The 20,736-nt window shown below is 67.3% G+C and carries 20 protein-coding genes and 1 pseudogene; 15 read left to right on the forward strand and 6 right to left on the reverse strand.

Annotated features, from left to right (window positions below; translation table 11 throughout):
* Position 1 precedes the first annotated feature (1 nt).
* The gene (gene helR, locus KFLA_RS01865) at positions 2-2,170 is read left to right on the forward strand and encodes an RNA polymerase recycling motor ATPase HelR (RefSeq protein ID WP_012918056.1); all 2,169 of its coding nucleotides are present in this window, start codon (positions 2-4) and stop codon (positions 2,168-2,170) included.
* Between the two features lie 61 nt (positions 2,171-2,231).
* Here the strand turns inward: helR and KFLA_RS01870 are convergent, their stop codons facing one another.
* Entirely contained in the window at positions 2,232-2,915 is a 684-nt protein-coding gene (locus KFLA_RS01870) for a winged helix-turn-helix transcriptional regulator (protein ID WP_012918057.1), read from the reverse strand.
* Positions 2,916-3,058: 143 nt separating this feature from the next.
* Between KFLA_RS01870 and KFLA_RS01875 the strand changes: the two genes are divergently transcribed.
* From KFLA_RS01875 to KFLA_RS01885, 3 genes are all read left to right on the forward strand, one after another.
* The gene (locus tag KFLA_RS01875; protein ID WP_012918058.1) at positions 3,059-4,273 is read left to right on the forward strand and encodes an MFS transporter; all 1,215 of its coding nucleotides are present in this window, start codon (positions 3,059-3,061) and stop codon (positions 4,271-4,273) included.
* A gap of 24 nt (positions 4,274-4,297) precedes the next feature.
* Positions 4,298-5,107: an SDR family NAD(P)-dependent oxidoreductase gene (locus KFLA_RS01880; RefSeq protein ID WP_012918059.1), complete on the forward strand. Its 810-nt coding sequence runs from the start codon at positions 4,298-4,300 to the stop codon at positions 5,105-5,107.
* Positions 5,108-5,213: 106 nt separating this feature from the next.
* Positions 5,214-5,573, forward strand: coding sequence for a hypothetical protein (locus KFLA_RS01885; protein ID WP_012918060.1), 360 nt, complete (start codon positions 5,214-5,216; stop codon positions 5,571-5,573).
* Between the two features lie 11 nt (positions 5,574-5,584).
* Here KFLA_RS01885 and KFLA_RS01890 read toward each other — a convergent pair whose 3' ends face one another.
* Positions 5,585-7,168 carry an AfsR/SARP family transcriptional regulator gene (locus tag KFLA_RS01890; protein WP_237706686.1) on the reverse strand — a complete coding sequence of 528 codons (1,584 nt, stop codon included), beginning with the start codon at positions 7,166-7,168 and terminating at the stop codon, positions 5,585-5,587.
* Positions 7,169-7,207: 39 nt separating this feature from the next.
* Positions 7,208-8,065 (reverse strand): annotated as a pseudogene (locus tag KFLA_RS39580) (AfsR/SARP family transcriptional regulator); the annotation flags it as partial.
* On the opposite strand from KFLA_RS39580, the gene KFLA_RS01895 reads away from it, so the two are divergent.
* Positions 8,064-9,539 carry a hypothetical protein gene (locus tag KFLA_RS01895; protein ID WP_012918062.1) on the forward strand — a complete coding sequence of 492 codons (1,476 nt, stop codon included), beginning with the start codon at positions 8,064-8,066 and terminating at the stop codon, positions 9,537-9,539. The pseudogene KFLA_RS39580 and the gene KFLA_RS01895 sit on opposite strands and share 2 nt — an antisense overlap.
* On the opposite strand, the gene KFLA_RS36365 is transcribed toward KFLA_RS01895, so the two are convergent.
* The 3 genes from KFLA_RS36365 to KFLA_RS01905 all read right to left on the reverse strand — a co-directional run bounded on the left by KFLA_RS36365 (position 9,514) and on the right by KFLA_RS01905 (position 12,054).
* Positions 9,514-10,416 carry a DNA adenine methylase gene (locus KFLA_RS36365; RefSeq protein WP_012918063.1) on the reverse strand — a complete coding sequence of 301 codons (903 nt, stop codon included), beginning with the start codon at positions 10,414-10,416 and terminating at the stop codon, positions 9,514-9,516. The genes KFLA_RS01895 and KFLA_RS36365 overlap by 26 nt on opposite strands.
* Positions 10,417-10,525: 109 nt before the next feature.
* Positions 10,526-11,248, reverse strand: a complete 723-nt coding sequence (locus KFLA_RS01900) for an HAD-IA family hydrolase (RefSeq protein WP_083792763.1) — start codon at positions 11,246-11,248, stop codon at positions 10,526-10,528.
* The gene (locus KFLA_RS01905) at positions 11,200-12,054 is read right to left on the reverse strand and encodes a GntR family transcriptional regulator (protein ID WP_012918065.1); all 855 of its coding nucleotides are present in this window, start codon (positions 12,052-12,054) and stop codon (positions 11,200-11,202) included. Before KFLA_RS01905 ends, KFLA_RS01900 begins: the two co-directional genes overlap by 49 nt.
* A gap of 196 nt (positions 12,055-12,250) precedes the next feature.
* On the opposite strand from KFLA_RS01905, the gene KFLA_RS01910 reads away from it, so the two are divergent.
* From KFLA_RS01910 to KFLA_RS01955, 10 genes are all read left to right on the forward strand, one after another.
* A complete protein-coding gene (locus KFLA_RS01910; protein WP_012918066.1) occupies positions 12,251-12,499 on the forward strand; it encodes a DUF6284 family protein in 249 nt (82 codons plus the stop codon).
* A complete protein-coding gene (locus tag KFLA_RS01915; RefSeq protein ID WP_012918067.1) occupies positions 12,496-12,717 on the forward strand; it encodes a hypothetical protein in 222 nt (73 codons plus the stop codon). The genes KFLA_RS01910 and KFLA_RS01915 overlap by 4 nt, the downstream gene beginning before the upstream one ends.
* Entirely contained in the window at positions 12,714-13,610 is an 897-nt protein-coding gene (locus tag KFLA_RS01920; protein WP_012918068.1) for a hypothetical protein, read from the forward strand. The genes KFLA_RS01915 and KFLA_RS01920 overlap by 4 nt, the downstream gene beginning before the upstream one ends.
* Before the next feature lie 19 nt (positions 13,611-13,629).
* Complete coding sequence (locus tag KFLA_RS01925) at positions 13,630-15,894, forward strand: cell division protein FtsK (protein WP_012918069.1); 2,265 nt, start codon at positions 13,630-13,632, stop codon at positions 15,892-15,894.
* 248 nt (positions 15,895-16,142) lie between these two features.
* Positions 16,143-16,457 (forward strand): hypothetical protein, encoded by a 315-nt coding sequence (locus KFLA_RS38150; protein WP_202797066.1) that lies wholly within the window; start codon positions 16,143-16,145, stop codon positions 16,455-16,457.
* Positions 16,457-16,879, forward strand: coding sequence for an RRQRL motif-containing zinc-binding protein (locus KFLA_RS01935; protein WP_012918071.1), 423 nt, complete (start codon positions 16,457-16,459; stop codon positions 16,877-16,879). Before KFLA_RS38150 ends, KFLA_RS01935 begins: the two co-directional genes overlap by 1 nt.
* Positions 16,880-16,898: 19 nt before the next feature.
* Complete coding sequence (locus KFLA_RS01940) at positions 16,899-17,771, forward strand: bifunctional DNA primase/polymerase (protein WP_012918072.1); 873 nt, start codon at positions 16,899-16,901, stop codon at positions 17,769-17,771.
* Positions 17,768-19,120 (forward strand): DUF3631 domain-containing protein, encoded by a 1,353-nt coding sequence (locus KFLA_RS01945; protein WP_012918073.1) that lies wholly within the window; start codon positions 17,768-17,770, stop codon positions 19,118-19,120. Before KFLA_RS01940 ends, KFLA_RS01945 begins: the two co-directional genes overlap by 4 nt.
* 38 nt (positions 19,121-19,158) lie before the next feature.
* Positions 19,159-19,386 carry a helix-turn-helix domain-containing protein gene (locus tag KFLA_RS01950; protein ID WP_049797241.1) on the forward strand — a complete coding sequence of 76 codons (228 nt, stop codon included), beginning with the start codon at positions 19,159-19,161 and terminating at the stop codon, positions 19,384-19,386.
* Between the two features lie 12 nt (positions 19,387-19,398).
* On the forward strand, positions 19,399-20,694 hold the full coding sequence (locus KFLA_RS01955) for a tyrosine-type recombinase/integrase (RefSeq protein WP_012918075.1): 1,296 nt from the start codon (positions 19,399-19,401) through the stop codon (positions 20,692-20,694).
* Positions 20,695-20,736: the final 42 nt, after the last annotated feature.

Raw genomic sequence — 20,736 nt, forward strand, 5'->3', positions numbered from 1 at the left:
CGTGGCTTCCGTCTCCAGCAGCGCGTTCGCCCTTCCCGGCAACCTGGCCGCCAAGGCCGACCCGAGGCTGATCGCCGCCGACGAGCAGCACTTCGCGGCCATCGCGACCAGCCTCGAGCAGTCGATCGCCGACCTGTCCGACCGCCTCGACGCCGCCCGCAAGACGCCCGGCGGCGCCGGCCAGGAGGCGCTCGACCGGGACCTGGAAATCCATCGCCTGACCGCCCGCCTGCGGACCCTTCGGCGTTTCGGTCTCGACCTGTGTCTCGGGCACATGGTCGGCGCGGACGACCCCGACCCCGTGTACGTCGGCCGCCTCGGCCTGACCGACAGCGACGGCCGCCGGCTGCTGATCGACTGGCGCTCCCCAGCGGCCGAGCCGTTCTTCGGAGCGACGCACGCCAACCCGATGGGGCTGGCCAGCCGTCGCCGGTACCGCTGGACCCGCGGCCGGATCAGCGACTACTGGGACGAGGTGTTCAGCTCGGATGGGTTCGAAGGGCACGCCGCCGCGCTCGACGACCAGTCCGCGTTCATCGCCAGCCTGGGCAGCAACCGGTCGGACCGGATGCGCGACGTCCTGGGCACCATCCAGGCCGACCAGGACGCGATCATCCGGGCGGGATCCCGCGGCGCCCTCGTCGTCGACGGCGGTCCCGGCACGGGCAAGACCGTCGTCGCCCTGCACCGCACCGCGTACCTGCTGTACTCCGACCCGCGCCTCGGGCACAGCCGGGGCGGCGTGCTGTTCGTCGGGCCGCACCAGCCGTACCTGGCCTACGTCTCCGACGTACTGCCCAGCCTCGGCGAGGAAGGCGTACAGATCTGCACCCTGCGCGACCTGCTGCCCGAGGGAGCCTCCGCGCCGGCCGAGGCGGACCCGGAGGTCGCCCGGCTGAAGTCGTCCGCGGACATGGTGGCGGCGATCGAACCGGCGGTCCGGCTGTACGAGGAACCGCCGACGAAGCCGATGACGGTCGAGACCCACTGGTCCGACATCTGGCTCACCGCCGCCGACTGGGCCGAGGCGTTCGGATCGGCCGACCCCAGTACGCCGCACAACGAGGCGCGCGACCAGGTCCTGGAGGAACTGCTCACGATCCTGATGGACAAGCACGCCGACGAGTACGAGGACGACGACGTCTCGCCCGAGATGCTGCGCAGGTCCCTGCTGGGCAACGAGGACCTGATGGACGCCTTCGGCAAGGCCTGGCCGCTGATCGACCCGACCGACCTGGTCGGAGATCTGTGGTCCGTGCCTGCCTACCTGCGAATGTGCGCCCCCTGGCTCACCCCCGACGAGGTGCGCACGCTGCAGCGGAGCGATCCCCAGGCGTGGACCGTCGCCGACCTCCCGCTCCTGGACGCGGCCCGGCAGCGCCTCGGTGACCCGGAGGCGTCCCGTCGCAAGCGTCGCCAAGCGGCCGCCGCCGCGGTCGAACGCGAGCGGATGGCCGACGTCATCGACCACATCATCGAGGCCGACGACGACAACGAAGGCTGGGTGCCGATGCTGCGCGGCAAGGACATCCAGGAGTCGTTGATCGACGTTGCCGCCCTTCCGGCCGCCGACCCGGACCTGCTGGCCGGGCCGTTCGCGCACATCGTGGTCGACGAGGCTCAGGAACTGACCGACGCCGAGTGGCAGATGCTGCTGCTTCGCTGCCCCTCCCGGAGCTTCACCATCGTCGGCGACCGAGCCCAGGCCCGCCACGGCTTCACCGAGTCCTGGCAGGAACGCCTCGAACGAGTAGGCCTGGACCGCGTGAATTTGGCCTCGCTCAGCATCAACTACCGCACCCCGGCGGAGGTCATGACCGAGGCCGAGCCTGTCATCCGCGCCGTCCTCCCGGACGCCAACGTCCCCACTTCCATCCGCACCAGCGGGATCCCGGTCAGCCACGGTGCTGTCGCCGACCTGGATGCCATCCTCGCCGGCTGGCAGGCCGAGCACCCGGAGGGCGTCGCCTGCATCATCGCCACCGAACCGATCGGCCACCCGTCCGGTCCGCGCGTTCGCACGCTCACCCCTGAACTGTCCAAGGGACTCGAGTTCGACCTCGTCGTGCTCGTCGACCCGGAATCGTTCGGCGATGGCATCGAGGGTGCGGTGGATCGCTACGTGGCGATGACCCGGGCCACTCAGCGGTTGGTCATCCTCAACTCCTGATCCACTGCGCACAGTGAAGGCGCGCGGGCGGGGCGGGCCGGAGTCAAGCTCGCTCCACCCGCTACAGGCTGCGCACTTCCGCGGGCCGCTGCTCGCCGGCGGACCACGGTTCGCTGACCGAACGCAGCAGCCGGTCGATCGCCGAGACGTCCCCGACGACGGTGGCGCTGCCGTCGTCGCGGGCGGTCGGCAGCGTGGCCGGATCGGTCAGCAGTGCGCTGAACGTCTTGGGGTCGGCACGCAGTGAGGCGGCAGCGGTCGCGGGCTCGCCGGGCTCCACCGCGACCCGCCCGGACGCCATCCGGACCGTCCACACCCGACCGTCGAGCTCGAGGCGACACGTCGTCGGTTCCGCGGCGGGGTCGGGACGGGCGGCACCGCGGAGGAAGATCAGTACGGAGCTGGCGCTGAGAGCTGCCGGCGCCGGGGGCTCCGGGGCGTCGATTCCCCACTCGCCCAGCGCTGCCAGCATCGGCTCGAGCTTCCGCCCCCACTCGGTCAGTTCGTAGGCCTGCGCGCGTTCGGTCGCGGCCGGCCTCCGGCGGATCACGCCGCGGTGCTCGAGCTCGCGGAGCCGGTCGGCCAGCAGGTTCGAGCTGATGTTGGGCAGCGCATGCCGGAGTTCCGAAAACCGCTGCGGCTCCAGCAGCAGCTCGCGGACGACCAGCAAGGCCCACCGCTCCCCGACGACGTCGAGAGCCCGGGCGATCCCGCAGGAGTCCCGATAGCTGCGGCTCGTTGGCATGTGCACTCTCCTCGTCCCGTTCACTGCGGAACCACCATAACATTCAGTTGTTCTTTACAATGATCAGTAGTTGCTTTTAACAACTCCCTCCGCTTACCGTGGAGCCGTGTGGTCCGCGGCACGGCGATGAGGGGTGGAACCGAATGCGGCAGACAAGTACTCGGTCAGGCGCGCTGAGCCGAAGCGGGACGAACCTCGCTTTGGCCTCGCTGTTCGTCGGCATGTTCGTGCTGGGCAGCGGCGAACTGCTCGTGGTGGGACTGCTGCACCTGATCGCGGTGGATCTCCAGGTCTCCATCCCCGCGGCCGGCGTCCTGGTGACGGCCTATGCGCTGGGTCTGGCCGCCGGTGGTCCGGTCCTGACCGCGCTCACCATCAAGGTGAACAAGCGGACGATCCTGATCGGCGCGATCGCTCTGGTCGTCGTGCTCACCCTGATCCCGGTGCTGACCGGCAGCTTCGGCCTGTTCGTCGCGGTCCGAGCCGCGATCGGAGCGCTGCACGGCCTGTTCGTCGCCGTCGGTTTCGTCCTGGCCATGTCGATCGTCCCGCCGGAGCGCATGGGGCGGGCGATCTCGGTGGTCGTCTCCGGTCTCTTCGTGTCGACCGCACTGGGGGTGCCGCTGGGCACGCTGGTAGGCCAACTGCTGGGTTGGCGCGGCTCGTTCACCGCGGTCGCCGTACTGGGGGTGGTGGCCTTGGTCGCCACGCTGATGCTGATTCCGTCCATGCCCAGCTCGGGCGGCGGCGCGGCCAGCCAGGCCAGGTACGCGTTCGCGCCGCGGGTGCTCGCCGCACTGGTCGTGAACGTCGTCGCGTTCGCCGCCGTCTTCTCGGCCCTCACGTACATCGTGCCGTTCCTGCAGGACGTGACAGGGATCTCCGGCGCGCTGATCAGCCTGTTCCTGCTGGCCTACGGGGCCGCCACCGCGACGGGCTCGTTCGCCGGCGGCCGGTTCGCCGACCAGGACGCGGCGCGGACCTTGATCGTCGGCGCCATCGGGGTGGCGGCCTCCCTGCTGGTGCTCTACCTCGCCGGCTCGATCGCCGTACTGGTGGCGCTCGCGCTGCTGACCTTCGGCTTGTTCGCCATGGGCATGGTGCCCTCGATGCAGTACCGCGTGGTGAGCCTGGCCGGCCCCGGCGGACAGCTCGCGTCCTCGCTCCCGGCCTCCGCCGCCAACGTCGGCATCGCGTTCGGCGCGTACGCCGGGGGCGTGGCGATCGGCGCCTTCACCGCCTCGGCCGCGGTGATCACCGGTCTGGTCATCGCCGTCGTCGCCATCCCGATCGCCTGGGCCGCCAGCTTCCTGAAACCGCCGACGACCGCAACAGCTCTGACTTCCGACCCTGCCTGATCAACCACCACCCGGAGGAACCACATGACTGGCTTGCTGCTCGAGAACAAGAACGCCGTGATCTACGGGGGCGCGGGTGCCATCGGCAGCGCCGTCGCCCGGGTCTTCGCCCGGGAGGGCGCGAAGGTCTTTCTCGCCGGACGGACCCAGGACAAGCTCGACGCCGTGGCCGGCGACATCGCTGCCGCCGGCGGAACGGTCGAAACCGCGCAGGTCGACGTCTTCGACCAGGAGGCGGTCGAGAAGCACGCGAGCGCGGTCGCGGCGTCAGCCGGCGGCATCGACATCGCTCTCAACGCCGTCAGCGTCATGCACGACCAGGGAACCGTGCTGGCCGACCTCTCGGTGGAGGAGTTCATGCGGCCGATCGACGGCTTCCTGCGCACGCTGTTCATCACCACCAAGGCGGTGGCGCAGCACATGGGCAGCGACCGTCCCGGCGTCATCCTCACGCTGTCCGAGCCCGGCGCCAAACTCGCCATCGGCGGCATCCTGGGCCACGGCGTGAGCGCGGCCGGCAAGGAGGCGTTCGCCCGGCTCCTGGCCGCGGAGCTGGCGCCCGCCAACGTCCGTGTCGTCAACCTCCGTCCCCACGCGATCGCCGATGCGCCGGCCGCGGGCTCGTACACCAAGGACCTGTTCCAGCCGTCCGCGGCAGCCTCCGGGCAGTCGGTCCAGGAGTTCCTCGACGGCGGACTGGCGCAGGGCACACTGCTGAAGAGGCTGCCCACGCTCGCCGAGATCGCGGAGACCGCCGCCTTCCTGGCATCGGACCGCGCCGGCGTGATGACCGGCACGGTCGCCAACCTGTCCGGGGGCGCTCTGGTCGACTGAGCCTCCTCGTCCGCCCGGACCGGTGACGCCGGGGTGACGCCGGGGTGACGCCGGCTCTTGGTTGCCTGAGGACATCAAAAGTTTCCAGGTCCACAGAGGAGTCAGCATGAGGAAGACTGCGATGTTGGGTGTTGCGGCGGTCGGGACGATGGTTGTGCAACTGACCGGAGTGGGTTCCGCCTTCGCGGCGCCGGCCGCGGACCCGGCGCCCGTGACCAGCAAGAGTGCCGTGAGCGCCGCCGACGACGGCTACTGGTGCGAGCAGAGCGGCATCAACACGGAGAACGTCGTCGCCACCTGCTACAACCAGACCGATCAGGCGAGGTACGCGCACTTCCACGTCGACTGCTGGGGACTGGGCGACAACGATGCCGACCAGACCAAGTGGGTCGGCCCGTGGGGTTCGGTCAGCTTCGCCCACTACTGCTGGTCGCACGCCCAGAGCATCGAGGCGTACTTCCAGTAAGAGGCGTACTTTCAGTAAGTAGCCGGCGACCGGGTGGCCAGGGGCAGCACGTTCCTGGCCGCCCGGTCGCGTGCGGTTGGCGGGCCGTCGTGATGCGCCAGCTCCACCGCGTACGCCCGGACAAGGTCGTGGAACTCGAACCGCCGGCCATCGACCCGGCTGAGGAGATGCTGGTCCGCGAGAGACTCCAGCACCGGCACCGCGTCGTACGGGGTGGTGCCGAGGAGGGCAGCCGCAGCCGGCAGGCCGAACTGAGAGCCGAGATGCCGGCCGAGGACCCGGAACGCTTGCGCGGCGCGAGGTCCGAGCGCTTGGTACGACCGGGCGAACACTGCCCGCAGGTCCCCGCTCTCGTCACCGACTGCCAGCGCTGCGAGGGGGTGGTGCCGGGTGCGCAGCTCGTCGATGAGCGCCGTGATCTGCGCTTCGGGTGCCGACCCGGAGCGCTCGGCGGCGATCGACAGTGCCAGCGGTACATGGCCGCAGAGGTTCGCCAGCTCGGCGAGGAGATTGTCACCGACGTCCTGAGTCGCGAGCCGGGCCCGCAGCAGGGCCTTCGACTCCGCGGAGGTCAGTTCGTCGAGCGCGATCCGGTCCGCACCTTCCCGAACGGCGAGTCCGTGGAGCTCGTTGCGACTGGTCACCACGGAGAGCGATCCCGGGCCCGGGATCAACGGCCGGACCTGGTCGGCGTTCAGAGCGTTGTCCAGCACGAGCAGGGCCTGACGGTCCGCCAGCATCGTCCGGAGCATCGAGCTGCGTGCCTCGACGTCGTCAGGTATCTGCGCCTCGGGGAGTCCCACTCCGACCAGGAGGCTGTGCAGCGCGGACGCTGGATCGACAGGCTCGCCCGGCCCGTACCCCTGCAAGTCGATGAACAGCTGACCATCGGGGAATCGCTCGCGCACGCTGTGCACCCAGTGCAGCGCCAGCGCGGTCTTGCCGATACCGCCGAGCCCGTGCAGCACGATCATCTCGGGCTCCGCCGGCTCATCGGCCGCGCTGTCGAACAGTTCGTCCATCACTCGCAGCTCCCGCCCGCGCCCGACGAACACCCCGCGCGCCGCCGGAAGCTGCCGCGGTACTGCGGCCGGCGGGTGGTCCGGGGCTGGCGTGTTGTCCTCCGCTGCAGCCGAGGAACCGCTGTCCGGTGCTGGGGCGGGCTGCCCGCTGTGAAGCAGTTCGGAGTACTGGCGCTTCAGTTCGGGACCTGGGTCGACGCCGAGTTGATCGGCGAGCAGGACCCGGACCTCCTCGTAGCAAGCAAGAGCCTCCGCTTGCCGACCGCTGAGGCGAAGGGCCAGCAGCAGCCGCGACCACAGTGCCTCTCGCAGCGGGTACCGCGCGGTGACCTCGCGCAACTCGGCGACCGCTGCGTCATGCCGGCCCGCTGCGAGGTCGAGGTCGACCCAGTGCTCGCGCGCACTCACGTACAACTCGACCATCCGGGTCGACTCGACCTCGTCCAGCCACTGCGACCCGACGCCTTCGAACGGCGCTCCCCGCCAGAGCTGCAACGCCTCCGCCAGCAACCGCCGCTGCCCACCCGGATCCGGCTCCAGCGGGACAGCAGCGAGCAACTCGCCGAATCGCACTGCGTCCACCTGGGCCGGCCGGACGTCCAGAAGGTACCCACCACCGGGCTCGGTGCGAATCCGAGAACGACCCAGCAGACGACGCAACCGCACAATGTGCGTCTGCACGCTCTTCCGCACGTTGACGGGCAGATCTTCACCCCACACCGCCCGAGCCAGCCGCCCGTTCGACACAGCCCGCCCCGGCTCCATCGCCAACATGGCGAGCACCGCCTGAAGCCGCCCGGCGGGGATGGCCAGGTCGTGACCGCCCAGCCGCACTCGCAACGGCCCGAGCAGTGCGATCTCAAGCTCCTCGGTCGGACCTCCTGGCTCGCCAAGCCCGCCGGTGCTGCGGCTGTACGCCATCGCAGCCCCTTCCCGAACGCGGAGCAGCGGAGCCGGGCGATCTGCTGCCTCCCCAGCACCCTCCAAGCGGGCGCTGCTTTCCGCAATCAGTTGCACCTGCCTCGAAGTGAGCCAGCGCGACGCAACCAGAAACCGGCCCGGTCGCTGATGCGCCCGGGCCGGTTCCACTGCGGTCTCTGCGGAGGGCCGGATGGTGCTCCGACCAGATGGAAGCTGGTCGATCGGCCGCTCGAAGAGTGGCGGAGGATACGAGATTCGAACTCGTGAGGGGTTGCCCCCAACACGCTTTCCAAGACCGCGAGTCGACGTTCGGGGCGGTACGCGGCCTAGTCTCAGCGCCGCGGCCGCGGAGTCGCGGACGGCGGCGAACGGCATTGAACCGTCGTGGATGAGACCCACTTTGAGACCCTGGCCAGCCCACAACTGTGCCCCCATCGGACGCCGGTCTGGCACCGCGACCGCATGCGACACCAAATCCCGCGCAGGACTGGACCGGTACTGGCAGAATCTCCCCCGGTAACAGGGTGTGTTTGCCAGGGGAGGAATCATGGTCTACTCGCAGTTCCCGATCGACGAGGTGTCGGTAAGCGATCTGCGGCTCGATGTCAGCAACTACCGGTTCCCGATAGATCAGCCCAGCGAGCACGCCGCCATGAACTACCTGTTCGCCGCTTCCGATGTGATGGAAGTTGTACGGCTCATTCTGCCGGACGGTTACGTTGATAACGAGTTGCCTCTAGTCGTTGAGGAGGACGGCGGGTTCGTCATTCTCGAGGGCAATCGGCGCTTGTCCGCCCTCAGAGCGCTACTCGACCCGTCGCTCGTTCCGTCTCACCAGACAGAGATCGAGCATCTGCTGCGACGCTATCCGCTTGAGGCAGCCGACCTGCCGGAGAAGATCCGCGTCATGCGATTCCCGGATAGGGAGGCCGCTGCTCCAGTTCTGGCGCGATTGCATATCGGGGAAAACAAGCGACGGTGGAATCTCGACGAACAAGCCAAATTTGTCTTCGCTCAACTGACCGACGGCATCACGGTCAGGGCGCTGAAGGAGCAGTTGCCCGCGATCAAGGATGTTGTGCGTCTGATCCGTATGGGAAACGTCAGGCAGATGTTGGGCGAGATCTCCTTCGGAGATCCCGCATTGGAGGAGTATGCCGTCAGTAGCAAGTTGCCGATGTCGGCGTTCGAGTACGCCTACCGCAACTCGGCGATTCAATCCGCGATCGGCATCGCTTTCGACGACGAAGGCAACCTGACGAGTCGTCCGTCGACGGACGCCCACGTAGCAGCTCTCGCTCGGTTGCTACGTGGCTTCAAGGCTGGTGAACTCAACACCCGCCGCGGTCTGAAGGTGGGCACGGATGATTTCCGCAGACTCATCGATGAGATGCGCGGGACTTCAGCCCAGGCGCAAGACGAGCCTCCCGCCGCCGCGGCGACTTCGGATGCCTCCAATGCCGGCGATGCGGGGTCAGGTGGTACTCGACCGGGCGGATCAGGACCAGCCGCGGCGCCGGGTCGTCCGTCGGGCGAGCCAGGCTCTGCTGCTGCAGCTGGGGACCAGACCTCACGTCGCGGCCCAAACAGCCCCGAGACAAAGAAGACGCTCGACTTTGCCGGTATCGACGAGGAACCCCTACCGCTGCCGCTGAAACATCGCGTCCGAGAGTTGCGCCGGATCGAAGTTGCGCAGTTCCCCGCCGCCGCGGCGATGCTCATGAGGTCAGTACTTGAATCCGCGATCAAGGAGCACTACGGAGTCAAGGGCGGCCCGGCAGCCACCGGCATGCTCAGTGATGTCATGGTCAGGATCACCAGCGACTACAACCAGGACAAGCAGTTTGCTAACGCGATCTCGACGATCAACAGGAAGGGTAGAGGCGCAAGCACGGTGCCGGGATCCGGCGAATGGTTCAACATGGTGTCTCACAGCGTCAACATCGACGTGAACGGGCGGCAGGTGCACGAGGCCTGGCGCGTTGTCTTTCCTTTGGTCAGGTTCCTATTGAAGCGTCCGTAGTCGCCAGCTCCGTTTGCCGGATAACGTCAGCTACATAGCGCGAGGCGATCATTAGTTCATCTGCCTGTCCTGGATGCCTTGCGGAGTAATTCAGCGCGTAACGCCGCTGGAAACTCTTGGCATATAGCCTTTCAATGAGTGGTGAGGTGTCATACGTCATTAGCCAATGAGCGCCTTTGATGCCGTTGACAACCTTCGCAAGAGCCGTATGGTCGCGGTGTTCGAATGAGTTGAGGTACAACTGCGATCCTGCTTTAACGTATGGCGGATCGATATACATAAATGCGTTCGTGTCATTTGCATGGGCAAGGATTACTGCGCGCCCGTCCGTATTGCTGACTGTGATCTTGTCTGAGAGCCTACCGATCGCGCTTATTCGTTCTGACAGAGTGGATCTGTTAAAACGAGCGTCGATCTTGTAGGTACCGGTTTGCGCAAGGCCGCCAATAACGCCGCCGCGGAGTACGCCGGAGCGGTTGGTGCGATTCAGGTAGAAGAACGCAAATCCAAGTGCGAGGAGGTCTGACTCGTCGGCCGCACGGTAGATCTCACGCTGGGCTGACCATTCATCGATCGTCAAGGGGGTGGTCTCGACGAGTTCGACGAAGGCCTCGTTCTTGTGGACGACGCTATGCCAGAAAGCGTGCACGGCTGGATCTAGATCGTTGATGACGAGATGGTCGACGAGTTCGTTCCGTAGGAGTGCGATCCCCGCGCCCGCCCCGCCAGCATACGGTTCGACGTAACAGGGAGTGGGGAGCGCCAGGGCTGCAATCACATCCGCGAACAGGCCCGCGAGCGCGGACTTACCCCCCGGATACCTGAGCGGAGACAGCGTTCCGTATCGCCGCGACGCTACGACCTTCACTCGCTCCACTTACGATCCTCTCGTCCACCGCACTGCCCCGGGCAGTCAGTATTTCGTATAAGTAGCGCCTGGTCACCCACTGTCTCTGAGTGAGTCCGAGTCAAGTAAAGGTGCGCTATCAGCGAATCGCTGCTGCGATAGCGAACATCGAGTCGACGACCGCGGATGCGCCGGAGTGTGTCAACGCTTCCGACTTGCCGGGCTTGTTGGCGTACCCGATGATGCGGGTTCCGGCCGCCCGCCCGGCCTCCATGTCACTAGCCTGATCACCAATGAAGACACAAGCTGCCGTACGGATGCCAAGGGCAACCGTCGCGCGATCGAGTAGGTGTGGGCTGGGCTTCATCAAAGTCGGGTCCGAGGGGTCGCGGCCCTCAACATGCGCTACTCGGTCGGCTAGGCCGGTGCGGACGAGGTAGCGCACGACGGCTTCGGTGTAGTTGTTGCTCACGATCGCTACCAGCTTGCCGCTGCTCTTGCAGGCGGCCAGCGACTCAGCTGCGCCCGGAGTGGGCCGCGCAGTTTCCACCGCCTTTATCTCGGCTTCCTGCAAGGCCCGCTCAAGCCGGGTCGCGAGCCGCTGATCGGTGGCGGCCGCTAGCAGCAACTCGTGAGGACCGGCAGGCTTTCGCAGTGCCTCGTCAAGGTCGTGCGGAAGCGTGCCGGCCAACTCACGAAGCTCGGCCGTGATGCGCTGGGCGGGGTATCCGTCGAACACGGAGCAGATCGGTCCGTCGAAGTCGAAAAGGACTGCGTCAGCTGAGTCGAATAGCTGTCGGAGTGGATCGGTTGTCACAGTTCGCGGACCTGCCCGAGTGTGCCCCACAGGCTTTCGAACCACCGGCGCGCCTGCTCGACATACTGCGACCCCGTGGCCTGGTCATTGTCGCTGGTCGAGTGGTGGAAAAGCACCGTGTCTTTGCCGACTGCATCGAAGATTGAGACGTGCTCGCCCTCGATCTCGACCTCCCGCTCTACGACTGGATAGAACCCGAAGAAGATCTCTTCATCGTTCAACGCGTAGAGCTTGAACATCATCGGCAGCCCAACCACCACACGCGCCTCGACTTCGGTTTTCGGGACGAGCCCCAACTCTCCGAGTTCGCGGACGGATTGGATGATCTCTCCTGCCGACCGGTGCGCAATTCCTGCGACCCGTGCACGTACTCGGGGATCGTCACCAGGAGTTTCCCCGGCGCGAGACGGTACGGCGATCGGTTGGTTCAGATCCGGTAGAAGCATGCGTATTGTGATCGATTGCGGAGTGAGGCGACCGCGTCTAATGCGGTCGATTGGCTCCTCAAGCGCACCGAGCAGCGTTTCGCCAGTCAACCCGGCGAAGTCGATGCGCACCTCGTCCTGTTCGAACGCCTTCTCGATGTGCGGGCGGAGGCCGACCGCCTGGTCGGCCTGCTCGCGGACGTACACGCCGCTTCCGACACGGGACACGATCAAGCCTTCGTCGCGCAAGATTCGTAGAGCCTGCTGGATGGTCATCCGGGCAACGCCGTACTGCGTCGCTAGCTCGTTCTGAGACGGGAGCTTTTCGCCCGCCTTCACCTTCTTCGTGAGGATCGCCGCGCGTAGAGCGTTGGCGACCTGCTTGAACGGCGGTCGCGGGTCAGACGGATCTAGCTGCTGCTCCATGCTCGCAAGCTTACTAGCTGACTAGGCAGGCTAGGGCAATCCTGTCCAAATGCTTGACCTGGCTAGCCAGCCTATGTAGCTTTCTGCCTACGAGAATCTGGCTAGGCAGGCTAGTCGCCTAGTCAGGTGGCGTCTCGGCGGTGGCACCCGCCGAGACGCCTGGGCCGTACTAGCCGTCTGAACAGGAGCACAACCCATGAGCATCATCCACCTGTCGGCCGTCAGTGGCGAGGAACCGACCGCTGCTGACCTGGCCGGTATTGAGGCGGAATGGCCGCTGATCGCGGCTGAGCTGGATCTGTTAGACGCGCAGATCGCGTTCATCAACGCCGGTCCGCATGCGTCGGAGCTGGAGACGCGGCGGATCCGCCGCGCTGAGCGTCGCGTGCTGGAGGTGGGCCGGGAGTTGGCCGACCGCGTACCGGAGACGGAGGGCGCGGCATGACCGCGCAGGCCGTCGAGATGCCCCTCCCGGATCTCACCCGGGTGGATCTGGGCTGGTGGAAGGTCGCGGGTTACGACCTGGTGCAGGTTGTCTCGCCCCGTACAGCGCTGGGTACGGCGTGGATCGTGTGGCGCGGCGACCACGTCTTGCACACCACCGACACGCTGCCGCACGCGGGTCAGTGGGTCATGACGCAGGTCGGAGGTGGCGTGCGATGAGCACCCTCACAAAGGCCCCGAGCACCGCGCCAGCGGTGGCCAAGTCCAACGGCGTTGAGCGGTTGCGGACGGCGGCTGCTGAAGCGTCGCAGGTGCGTGCGCTGTCGACTCATCCGGACGTGGTGGCGCTGCGGGTGGAGTCGGTACGTACGCAGGTTGACCGCTGCATGTGGGTCGGCATCGTGCTGGGTCTGGCGTTCACGATGGTCAACGTGCAGGCGTTCGCCGCGCAGGGTGCTGCGCTGTGGTCGCTGCCGTGGTTCGCCGCGTGGCTGCTGGACCCGATGGTGTCGCTGGTGCTGATCGCGGTTCTACGGGCCGAGCAGATCACCGCCCGGTATCAGGTGAGCGACCACACCAAGTGGATCGGCCGGACCAAGCGGTTCGCGTTCGCCGCGACGTACGCCATGAACACGTGGCACTCGTTCGTTCACCTGGACGTGGCCGGGATCGTGCTGCACTCGGTGCCGCCGCTGCTGGTGTTCTGCGCGGCTGAGACCGCCCCGGTACTGCGCGACCGGCTGACCGAGGCCGTGCTGCGAGCCGAGCGCACCGCGGCGCTGGCCGACCCGGCGGGGGCATCTCACCACCTCGACACCACCCCCGCGGCTGCCGAGCCGCCTGCCACGATCGAGAGCCGGGAGAAGCCTGCCAAGACGGGCCGGAAGCTGCTGGCCGACTACGTGACCGAAGCCCTGGCAGCGATCGAGCCTGGCACGGCGGCCGACGCGATCACCCCGGCGTGGGCGCGGCACACCACCGGTTGCTCAACCGGGCTGGCGGCAAAGGTTGCCGCGGCTGTCCGCGACGAACTCACCAGCTCCCAGACCGCGAACCACACGAGCGCCGACGACACGGACGCACCGGGCGAGACTGCCCGCGTCGCGGCCTGACCGATAGGAGCGAGACGGCATGGACAACGTGCACAAGCTTCACCCCGACCACGACCAAGACCGCGACGCCACCGAAGACCGCCCGCAGGACGTTGCTCCGGGCATCGTCAGTGAGCCGTCCGAGCGCGTGGACGCCACCGACACCACGGCGGCCGATGCTGAGGTGGTTGAGGGCGAGATCCTGACCGAGGAAGAGTCCGCCGAGCTGGACCGCCGCCTGGCCAGCCGTGGCGCGCTTGTGCGCCGGGCGGTGACGACGACGCAGGTAGTGGCGCGAGCGTCCAAGACGGTCGCCACGCACGACCGGACGAAGACGGCCGGGAAGGTGTTGCTGCGCGAGGGATTCACGGTCGTGCAGGGTGTCGAGTCCTGGGCCAAGCGGGCGTGGGACGCCTCGACCATGGGTGTCTACCGGCGGCAGATCAAGGCCGCTGAGGCGGTCGGTGACCGCGAGGAACTGAAGCAGTGGACCGACCGGAAGGAGGCCGCAACAGACCGCCGCCACAAGCGGCTGATGGACCTGCCGAAGCTCGCGTGGGGCGTCCTCAAGGTCACCGTGGCAATGACGATCGGTGTGCCGTTCCTGGTGCTGCTGATCGCGATCCTGACCAAGGCCACCGGGCACGGCTCGTTCACCAGCGTGTGGCTGGGGTTCTTCGCGCTGATCGGATTCCTGATCGCGGCTGGTGCGGTCATCTGGTCCGGCGTCTCGATCGCGGCACCGTTCCTGGTCGTGCTCGCTGCCTGGCGCGAGGGCAAGCGGCGTGCGGAGCCGCCCGCGTGGCTGGTTACCACGGCCGACGCCGAGTGGGACGCGGCGATCGATGAAACCACGATTGCTAAGGCCCTGGAGGCGCTGCGCATCCCGGCGATCACGCAATACCTGAAAGCCGGTCTGAAGCTGCAGTTCATCACCCCGGCCCGCGTGGACGGTCGCGGCACCCACGCGATCGTGAGGCTGCCTGCCGGTGTCACGGCGGAGAAGATCGCGCGGCGTCGTGGTGACCTGGCGACCGGTCTGCACCGGGCAGCCAAGGAGGTGTGGCCGACCACCGGCAGCGAGGCCGGGATCTTGGATCTGTGGATCGCGGACAAGGGCGCGCTCGCTGAGGGCGCGGGTGAGTATCCGCTGCTGGCCGGCGGTCTGGTGGACGTGTTCAAGGGCGTGCCCGCTGGCAAGACGCTGCGCGGTGATGCGCTGCTCGCGCTGATCATGGAGCGCAACACGATGACCGGTGGCATGCCGGGTCAGGGCAAGTCCAGCGCGGCGCGGGCGATCATGGCCGGGTGTGCGCTGGACCCGACCGCGGAACTGCGGATCTGGGTGCCGGACACGAACTTTGACTTCGAGGTGTTCAAGCCGCGGTGCGCGAACTACATCATGGGCGCGGACGACGATTCCATGAAAGCTATCCGCGATCAGCTCGTGAACGTTCATGAAGAGGTCCAGCGGCGCGGTGAGCTGCTGATTCGCTACGAACAGCCCGCTGTGACTCGTGAACTCGCCAACGCCGGGGTCGGGCTGCACCCGCTGATCTGCCTGCTGGAGGAAGCGCACGTGGCGATCACGGACGACACCTACGGCAAGGAGATCTCCAAGTTGCTGGTGGAGATCGTGAAGCTCGGACGCAAGCGCGGCATTCACATGATCGTGTCCACGCAGGCACCAACACGGGATTCGATGCCGCGTGACGTGACCCGGAACTGTTCCAACGGGATCGCGTTCGCGGTCGGTGATCACGTCGCGAACGACGCGCTGCTCGGTCAGGGCGCGTACGCGGCCGGGCACCGGGCAACCGAGCTGATTCCCGGCACCGACAAGGGCACCGCGGTCGTCAAGGGCTTCACCGGCGAGCGGAGCGAGATCTTGCAGTGGTACTACCTCGATGTTGCCAAGGGCAATGACCAGGTGACACCTCTGATCAAGCGGTCGCTGGAAGCGATCGCCAAGCTCGGCAGGACGATCCCGGACAGCAAGTCGGTGCAGATCGAGGCGCGTGACTTGCTCTCGGACCTGGACGAGGTGCTTGGAGACGACCCGCGGCCGATCGCGGACGTGCCCGCGCTGCTCAAGCGGCACGCGCCGTCCTGGACGCCGTACCAGTCGCTCACCGGTAAGGCGCTGCGCGAGCTGCTGGACCGCGAGCACGGGATCAAGGTCCCCTCGACCGGGAACCGCTACCCGCTCGATCCGGCTACCGTACGTGACGCGATCGTGCGCCGCGAACAAGCCACCGCGGACGGCGACGACAGCGGCGACGACGCCGGGACGCTCGCGAGTTAGCTCCGTGCCATGGGCCGGAAACCTGCCGAAACCAGCCCTGACCAGGCGGTTTCCGGCCCACGGCTAACTCGGTTCACTCGCTAACTTTCCGCAGGTCACGGCCACATTAGCCACCCCTGGTGGTCGGAGTTAGGAACCTAACCCGATCGCCGGTATCTAACCGTCCCACCTCACCGAACCAGGCCGACACCCAACGGGTGCTCGCCGTAGCTCGTCACGCCCTCTTGCGACTACAGAAAGTGATAATGATGACTGATCCCGTTCACGCCGTCCTACTCGGTGGCTCCGGACTCGTCCTCGCTGGACTCGCGGCGGCTGCCGACGCGGCCGACGCTCTCAGTCGCCCCGAACAGGTCGCGGTCCTGGTCATTGCCGCGCTCATCCTGTCCGGGCTGTACCTGCTCGCCTGCACGCTCTGGCCCTACGCCAACTGCCCCCGCTGTGCAGGGTCGGGCAAGTCCCGGTCGCCGTCCGGCAAGTCGTTCCGCAACTGCCCCCGCTGCAAGGGAACGGGGCGTCGCGAACGATTCGGCCGCCGCCTGCTCAACAGGGGAGACCGCTGATGTGCGCCGCGCTGGCAGGTCTCAGTCTGCACCCGGCCAAGGCGGAATGGATCGAGCTGTGGAACGGCAAGCAGGCGCTCGGCTGGGACTACTACGGGACGCCGATGTTTCGGTTCCGGTGGGCACCCGCAGGGCTGGCCACCCGCCGCCAGCTCCGAGCGATGCGCATGTCTCCGGGTGGCCAGGAGCCGTACGCGCTGCTGGTCTGGCGCAACGGCAAGCGGTGGGCGTGGTTGTACCGGCTCGATCTCGCCAAGCCCTCCCGTGTGCCATCACCGGCCCAGCTCAACGCCCTCGACAGGGCCATGCAGGCACGCCGCACCTGCGGACTCTGCGGGACCGTCACCGTCTACTGCATCCCCACCTCAGACGGCCGTTGCCTGGACTGCATCGATGCCGCCAGCTACCCGACCGCCGCCTAACACTCGAGAGGAGATCCCGATGAACGACCTACTGACCGCCGCCCTCGCTGCTGCTGCTCGTGGCTGGCCGGTGTTCATGCTCGGTCGCTCCAAGCGGCCGGTTGCCAACTGCGACGACTGCCGCGACAACCCGCACGACCCGGCGACCTGTGGGCATCTGACCTGTCACGGGTTCTACGCCGCCACTACCGACCCTGAACGCGTCGCACAGATCGTCGCCGCGGTCCCGGACGGACAGCTCGCCGTCCGGACCGGTGCCGTGGCCGGGCTGGTGGTGGTCGACGTGGACCCCGCGCACGGCGGCAACGACAGCCTTGCCGAGCTGGTCACGCACCAACTGGTGCCGCGCACGCTGTGGGTCCGCACTGGCTCAGGCGGAGCGCATCTGTACTACCGGCACCCCGGTCGCGAGATCGCGTCGCGGCCGATGCCGGGACGGGCCGGGATCGATGTGAAGGCTGACGGCGGGTACGTCGTACTGCCGCCCTCGATGCACCACCGCACCCACCTGCCCTACCAGTGGGGATCGGGTCCGGCCGACCCGACCGAGATGCCCCCCGCGCTGATCACCGCATGCCTGCCCGCTACGCCGGCCGAATCCGCTACCCGCACGGCCGGGCCGATCCGGACGACCCGAGCGGGGGGCATCTCGAACCCAGAAGGGCTGCTCACATCCACCCTCAACGCCGTACGCAACGCACCTGAGGGCAAGCGCCGAACGACGCTCTACGGCGCTGCGAGAGGCGTTGCGCGGATGGTCGCGGCCGGTGCGATCAGCCACGCCGACGCGATCGCCGCGCTGACCGCTGTGGGGCAGCAAGTCGACCAGACCGCCCGCGACATTCGAGCCGCTATCTCCGGTGGCTTCCATGACGAAGGGATTGCCGCATGACCACCCCCGACCCGATCGACGCTCACCGCATCGACGGTGCCGAGCTGCTGGACGAAGTGGCCGCGACCATCACCCGCTACGTCGTACTCCCGAGCGACGCCGCCTTAACCGCAGTCGTGTTGTGGATCGCCGCGACGCACGCCGTACCGGCCTGGAACTGCGCGCCCCGGCTCGTGATCCGCGCCCCGGAGAAGCGGTGCGGGAAGTCGCGGCTGCTGGACATGGCTGATGGCATGGTGCACCGGCCGCTGATGACCACCAACGCGTCCCCGTCCGCGGTGTACCGGTCGATTGGGCTCACGCCGTCCGATCCACCGACGCTGCTGATCGATGAGGCTGACACGATTTTCGGACCGAAGGCGGGCGACAACGAAGACCTGCGAGGGCTGCTGAACGCCGGTCACCAGCGCGGACGGCCGACCCTGCGGTACGACGCCGGATCGCGCAGTGTCGAGCGGATCGAGACGTTCGCCATGGCCGCACTGGCAGGGATCGGCACAATGCCGGACACGATCGAGGACCGGGCCGCGGTGATCCGGATGCGTCGCCGCGCGGCCGGTGAGACCGTCCAGCCCTACCGGGTTCGCCGGGACGGGCCGGTGCTGGCCGATCTGCGCGACCGTCTCCACGCGTGGGTTACCGCGCACCTGGACGAGCTGACCAGCGCGGCACCGTCGATGCCCTTGGAGGACCGTGCGGCCGACACCTGGGAACCGCTGATCGCGCTGGCCGATCTAGCAGGCGGCGACTGGCCGCAGGCAGCCCGTCAGGCCGCGTTGACGCTGCTCGCTGAGCTACAGGACTCCACAGAGGTTTCACTGTCGGTCCGGCTGCTGAGTGACTGCCGGACCGCCTTCGGCGCGGCATCCGCGTTGCCCTCGACCGTGCTCGTACAACGGCTGCGCGCCGACGAGGAATCGCCGTGGCAGGAGGGTCCGGGTGTCGGCGGTCTGACCGTGCGGCGACTGGCCGCGCTGCTGCGCGAGTTCGACATCACCCCGAAGAACCACCGCTGGGAGGACGGCACCCAGTCCAAGGGCTACACCCGTGATGACTTCACTGACGCCTGGGCGAGGTACTGCCCTGAACCGGCCGAAATCGGCTCTAGTCAACCAACCGTCGCGAACCGTCCCAACCGTCCCAACGCAGGTCACGCCGGGGACGGATCGGTCCTGAGGGACGGATCGAACCGTCCCAACGATCCATCCGTCCCCGCTCTGACCTGGGCAGGGACGGTTGGGACGGATGGGACGGATCACCCACCCAAACCCGCCCAGCCAACCTGCATCCGTTGCCGACGGCCCCTTTCGGAGGACGACGGCAGCCACACCCACCCGAACTGCGCATGAGTGAACGCGACGGACTGACTGAAGGAGATCTCTTCCCGATGAGCATCGCTGAAGCCTCGATCACCAACACTGCGCCGCTCTTGCTGACCGTGGAGCAGGCCGCGCAGCAGCTCGGCATCGGCCGGACAACTGTGTTCGCTCTGCTGAAGTCGGGCGAACTCGAATCGATCCCGCTCGGTCGCCTGCGGCGAATCCCAGCGGAGTGCATCACCGAGTACATCGATCGTCTCCGGGCCGCCGCCCGCGATAACCGACAGGCCGCCTAGGAGGGAATCCCAATGAGCGACGAGAAAGCGAAGCGTCACAAGAATCCTGACGGCCGGTCGTCGATCTACTTCGGCTCGGATGGTTACTGGCACGGTCGCGTCAGCATGGGCGTGAAGGACGACGGCACGCCGGATCGGGCACACGTGAAGCGCAGACGTAAGGAAGACGTGGTGGCGCGCGTCAAGGAGTTGGAGAAGCAGCGTGACAGCGGCAAGATCCGTCGCGCTGGTCCGAAGAATTGGACAGTGGCGCAGTGGCTCACGCACTGGCTGACGATCACGCGGCCGACACTGCGGGACGGCGCGTATGACGCCTATGAAGTCGCGGTGCGGGTGCATCTCATCCCTGGTCTCGGAGCGCACAAGCTGAACAAGTTGCTGCCCGAGCACCTGGAGCGCTTCTACGCCAAGATGCAGGCCAACGGATCGAGCGCCGGCACAGCTCACCAGGCTCACCGCACGATCCGGAGAGCGCTGGGGGAAGCCGAGAAACGTGGCGCGCTCACGGCCGACAATCCTGCCGAGCTGGCGATTCCGCCGCGCCTGGACCTGGACGAAGAGGACGAGATCGAGCCCTACACCGTGGACGAGATCAAGGCGATCTTGGCTGAGGCGAACAAGCACCGGAACAGTGCGCGCTGGGCCATCGCCCTGGCGCTCGGATTGCGGCAGGGCGAGGCGCTGGGACTGAAGTGGTCGGACATCGACATCAAGACCGGAGTTCTGCGGGTCCGGCGGAGCCTGAATCGGCCGAAGTACAAGCACGGGTGTGCTGACGACCCGTGCGGCCGAAAGCCGGGGTTCTGTCCGAAGCGTCAGAAGGCCCGGCCGGACTCGGCGCCGACTAAATCGCGAGCCGGTCGCCGGACGATCGGTCTACCGGCCGAGCTGACGAAGATCCTGCAGGCGCACTGGCAGGAGCAGGCCGCCGAAAGGACTCTCGCCCGGCAGCTCTGGAAGGACGAAGGATGGGTGTTCGCCAAGCGAACCGGAGAAGCGCTCAGCCCGAACATGGATTACCGGGAATGGAAAGCGATGCTGGCGGCTGCCGGGATTCGTGACGGCCGACTGCACGATGCCCGGCACACGGCCGCGACGGTCCTGCTGCTGCTCGGTGTGCCCGAGCGGGCCGTGATGGACGTGATGGGCTGGTCCTCATCATCGATGGTCAAGCGGTACCAGCACGTGACCGCGCCGGTTCGGATGGACATTGCCGAACGCGTCGGCGGCCTGCTCTGGTCGGCCATGGAGGCAGGGGAGGAGGATGACCCGGGCGAGGCAGCCGGCGGGGTTCACGTGCCTGCCTGAGAGGCTGTGAGGCGCCCTCGTCGAGACGATTGGACACGGGTG

It is taken from the genome of Kribbella flavida DSM 17836 (genome assembly GCF_000024345.1).
Taxonomy (GTDB): Bacteria; Actinomycetota; Actinomycetes; order Propionibacteriales; family Kribbellaceae; genus Kribbella; species Kribbella flavida.

Coding starts and splice junctions, on each gene's coding strand:
- KFLA_RS01870 (WP_012918057.1), bottom strand. CDS start 2,915: ATGCCAACGAGCCGCAGCTATCGGGACTCCTGCGGGATCGCCCGGGCT.
- KFLA_RS01875 (WP_012918058.1), top strand. CDS start 3,059: ATGCGGCAGACAAGTACTCGGTCAGGCGCGCTGAGCCGAAGCGGGACG.
- KFLA_RS01880 (WP_012918059.1), top strand. CDS start 4,298: ATGACTGGCTTGCTGCTCGAGAACAAGAACGCCGTGATCTACGGGGGC.
- KFLA_RS01885 (WP_012918060.1), top strand. CDS start 5,214: ATGAGGAAGACTGCGATGTTGGGTGTTGCGGCGGTCGGGACGATGGTT.
- KFLA_RS01895 (WP_012918062.1), top strand. CDS start 8,064: ATGGTCTACTCGCAGTTCCCGATCGACGAGGTGTCGGTAAGCGATCTG.
- KFLA_RS01905 (WP_012918065.1), bottom strand. CDS start 12,054: ATGGAGCAGCAGCTAGATCCGTCTGACCCGCGACCGCCGTTCAAGCAG.
- KFLA_RS01910 (WP_012918066.1), top strand. CDS start 12,251: ATGAGCATCATCCACCTGTCGGCCGTCAGTGGCGAGGAACCGACCGCT.
- KFLA_RS01915 (WP_012918067.1), top strand. CDS start 12,496: ATGACCGCGCAGGCCGTCGAGATGCCCCTCCCGGATCTCACCCGGGTG.
- KFLA_RS01920 (WP_012918068.1), top strand. CDS start 12,714: ATGAGCACCCTCACAAAGGCCCCGAGCACCGCGCCAGCGGTGGCCAAG.
- KFLA_RS01925 (WP_012918069.1), top strand. CDS start 13,630: ATGGACAACGTGCACAAGCTTCACCCCGACCACGACCAAGACCGCGAC.
- KFLA_RS38150 (WP_202797066.1), top strand. CDS start 16,143: ATGACTGATCCCGTTCACGCCGTCCTACTCGGTGGCTCCGGACTCGTC.
- KFLA_RS01935 (WP_012918071.1), top strand. CDS start 16,457: ATGTGCGCCGCGCTGGCAGGTCTCAGTCTGCACCCGGCCAAGGCGGAA.
- KFLA_RS01940 (WP_012918072.1), top strand. CDS start 16,899: ATGAACGACCTACTGACCGCCGCCCTCGCTGCTGCTGCTCGTGGCTGG.
- KFLA_RS01945 (WP_012918073.1), top strand. CDS start 17,768: ATGACCACCCCCGACCCGATCGACGCTCACCGCATCGACGGTGCCGAG.
- KFLA_RS01950 (WP_049797241.1), top strand. CDS start 19,159: ATGAGCATCGCTGAAGCCTCGATCACCAACACTGCGCCGCTCTTGCTG.
- KFLA_RS01955 (WP_012918075.1), top strand. CDS start 19,399: ATGAGCGACGAGAAAGCGAAGCGTCACAAGAATCCTGACGGCCGGTCG.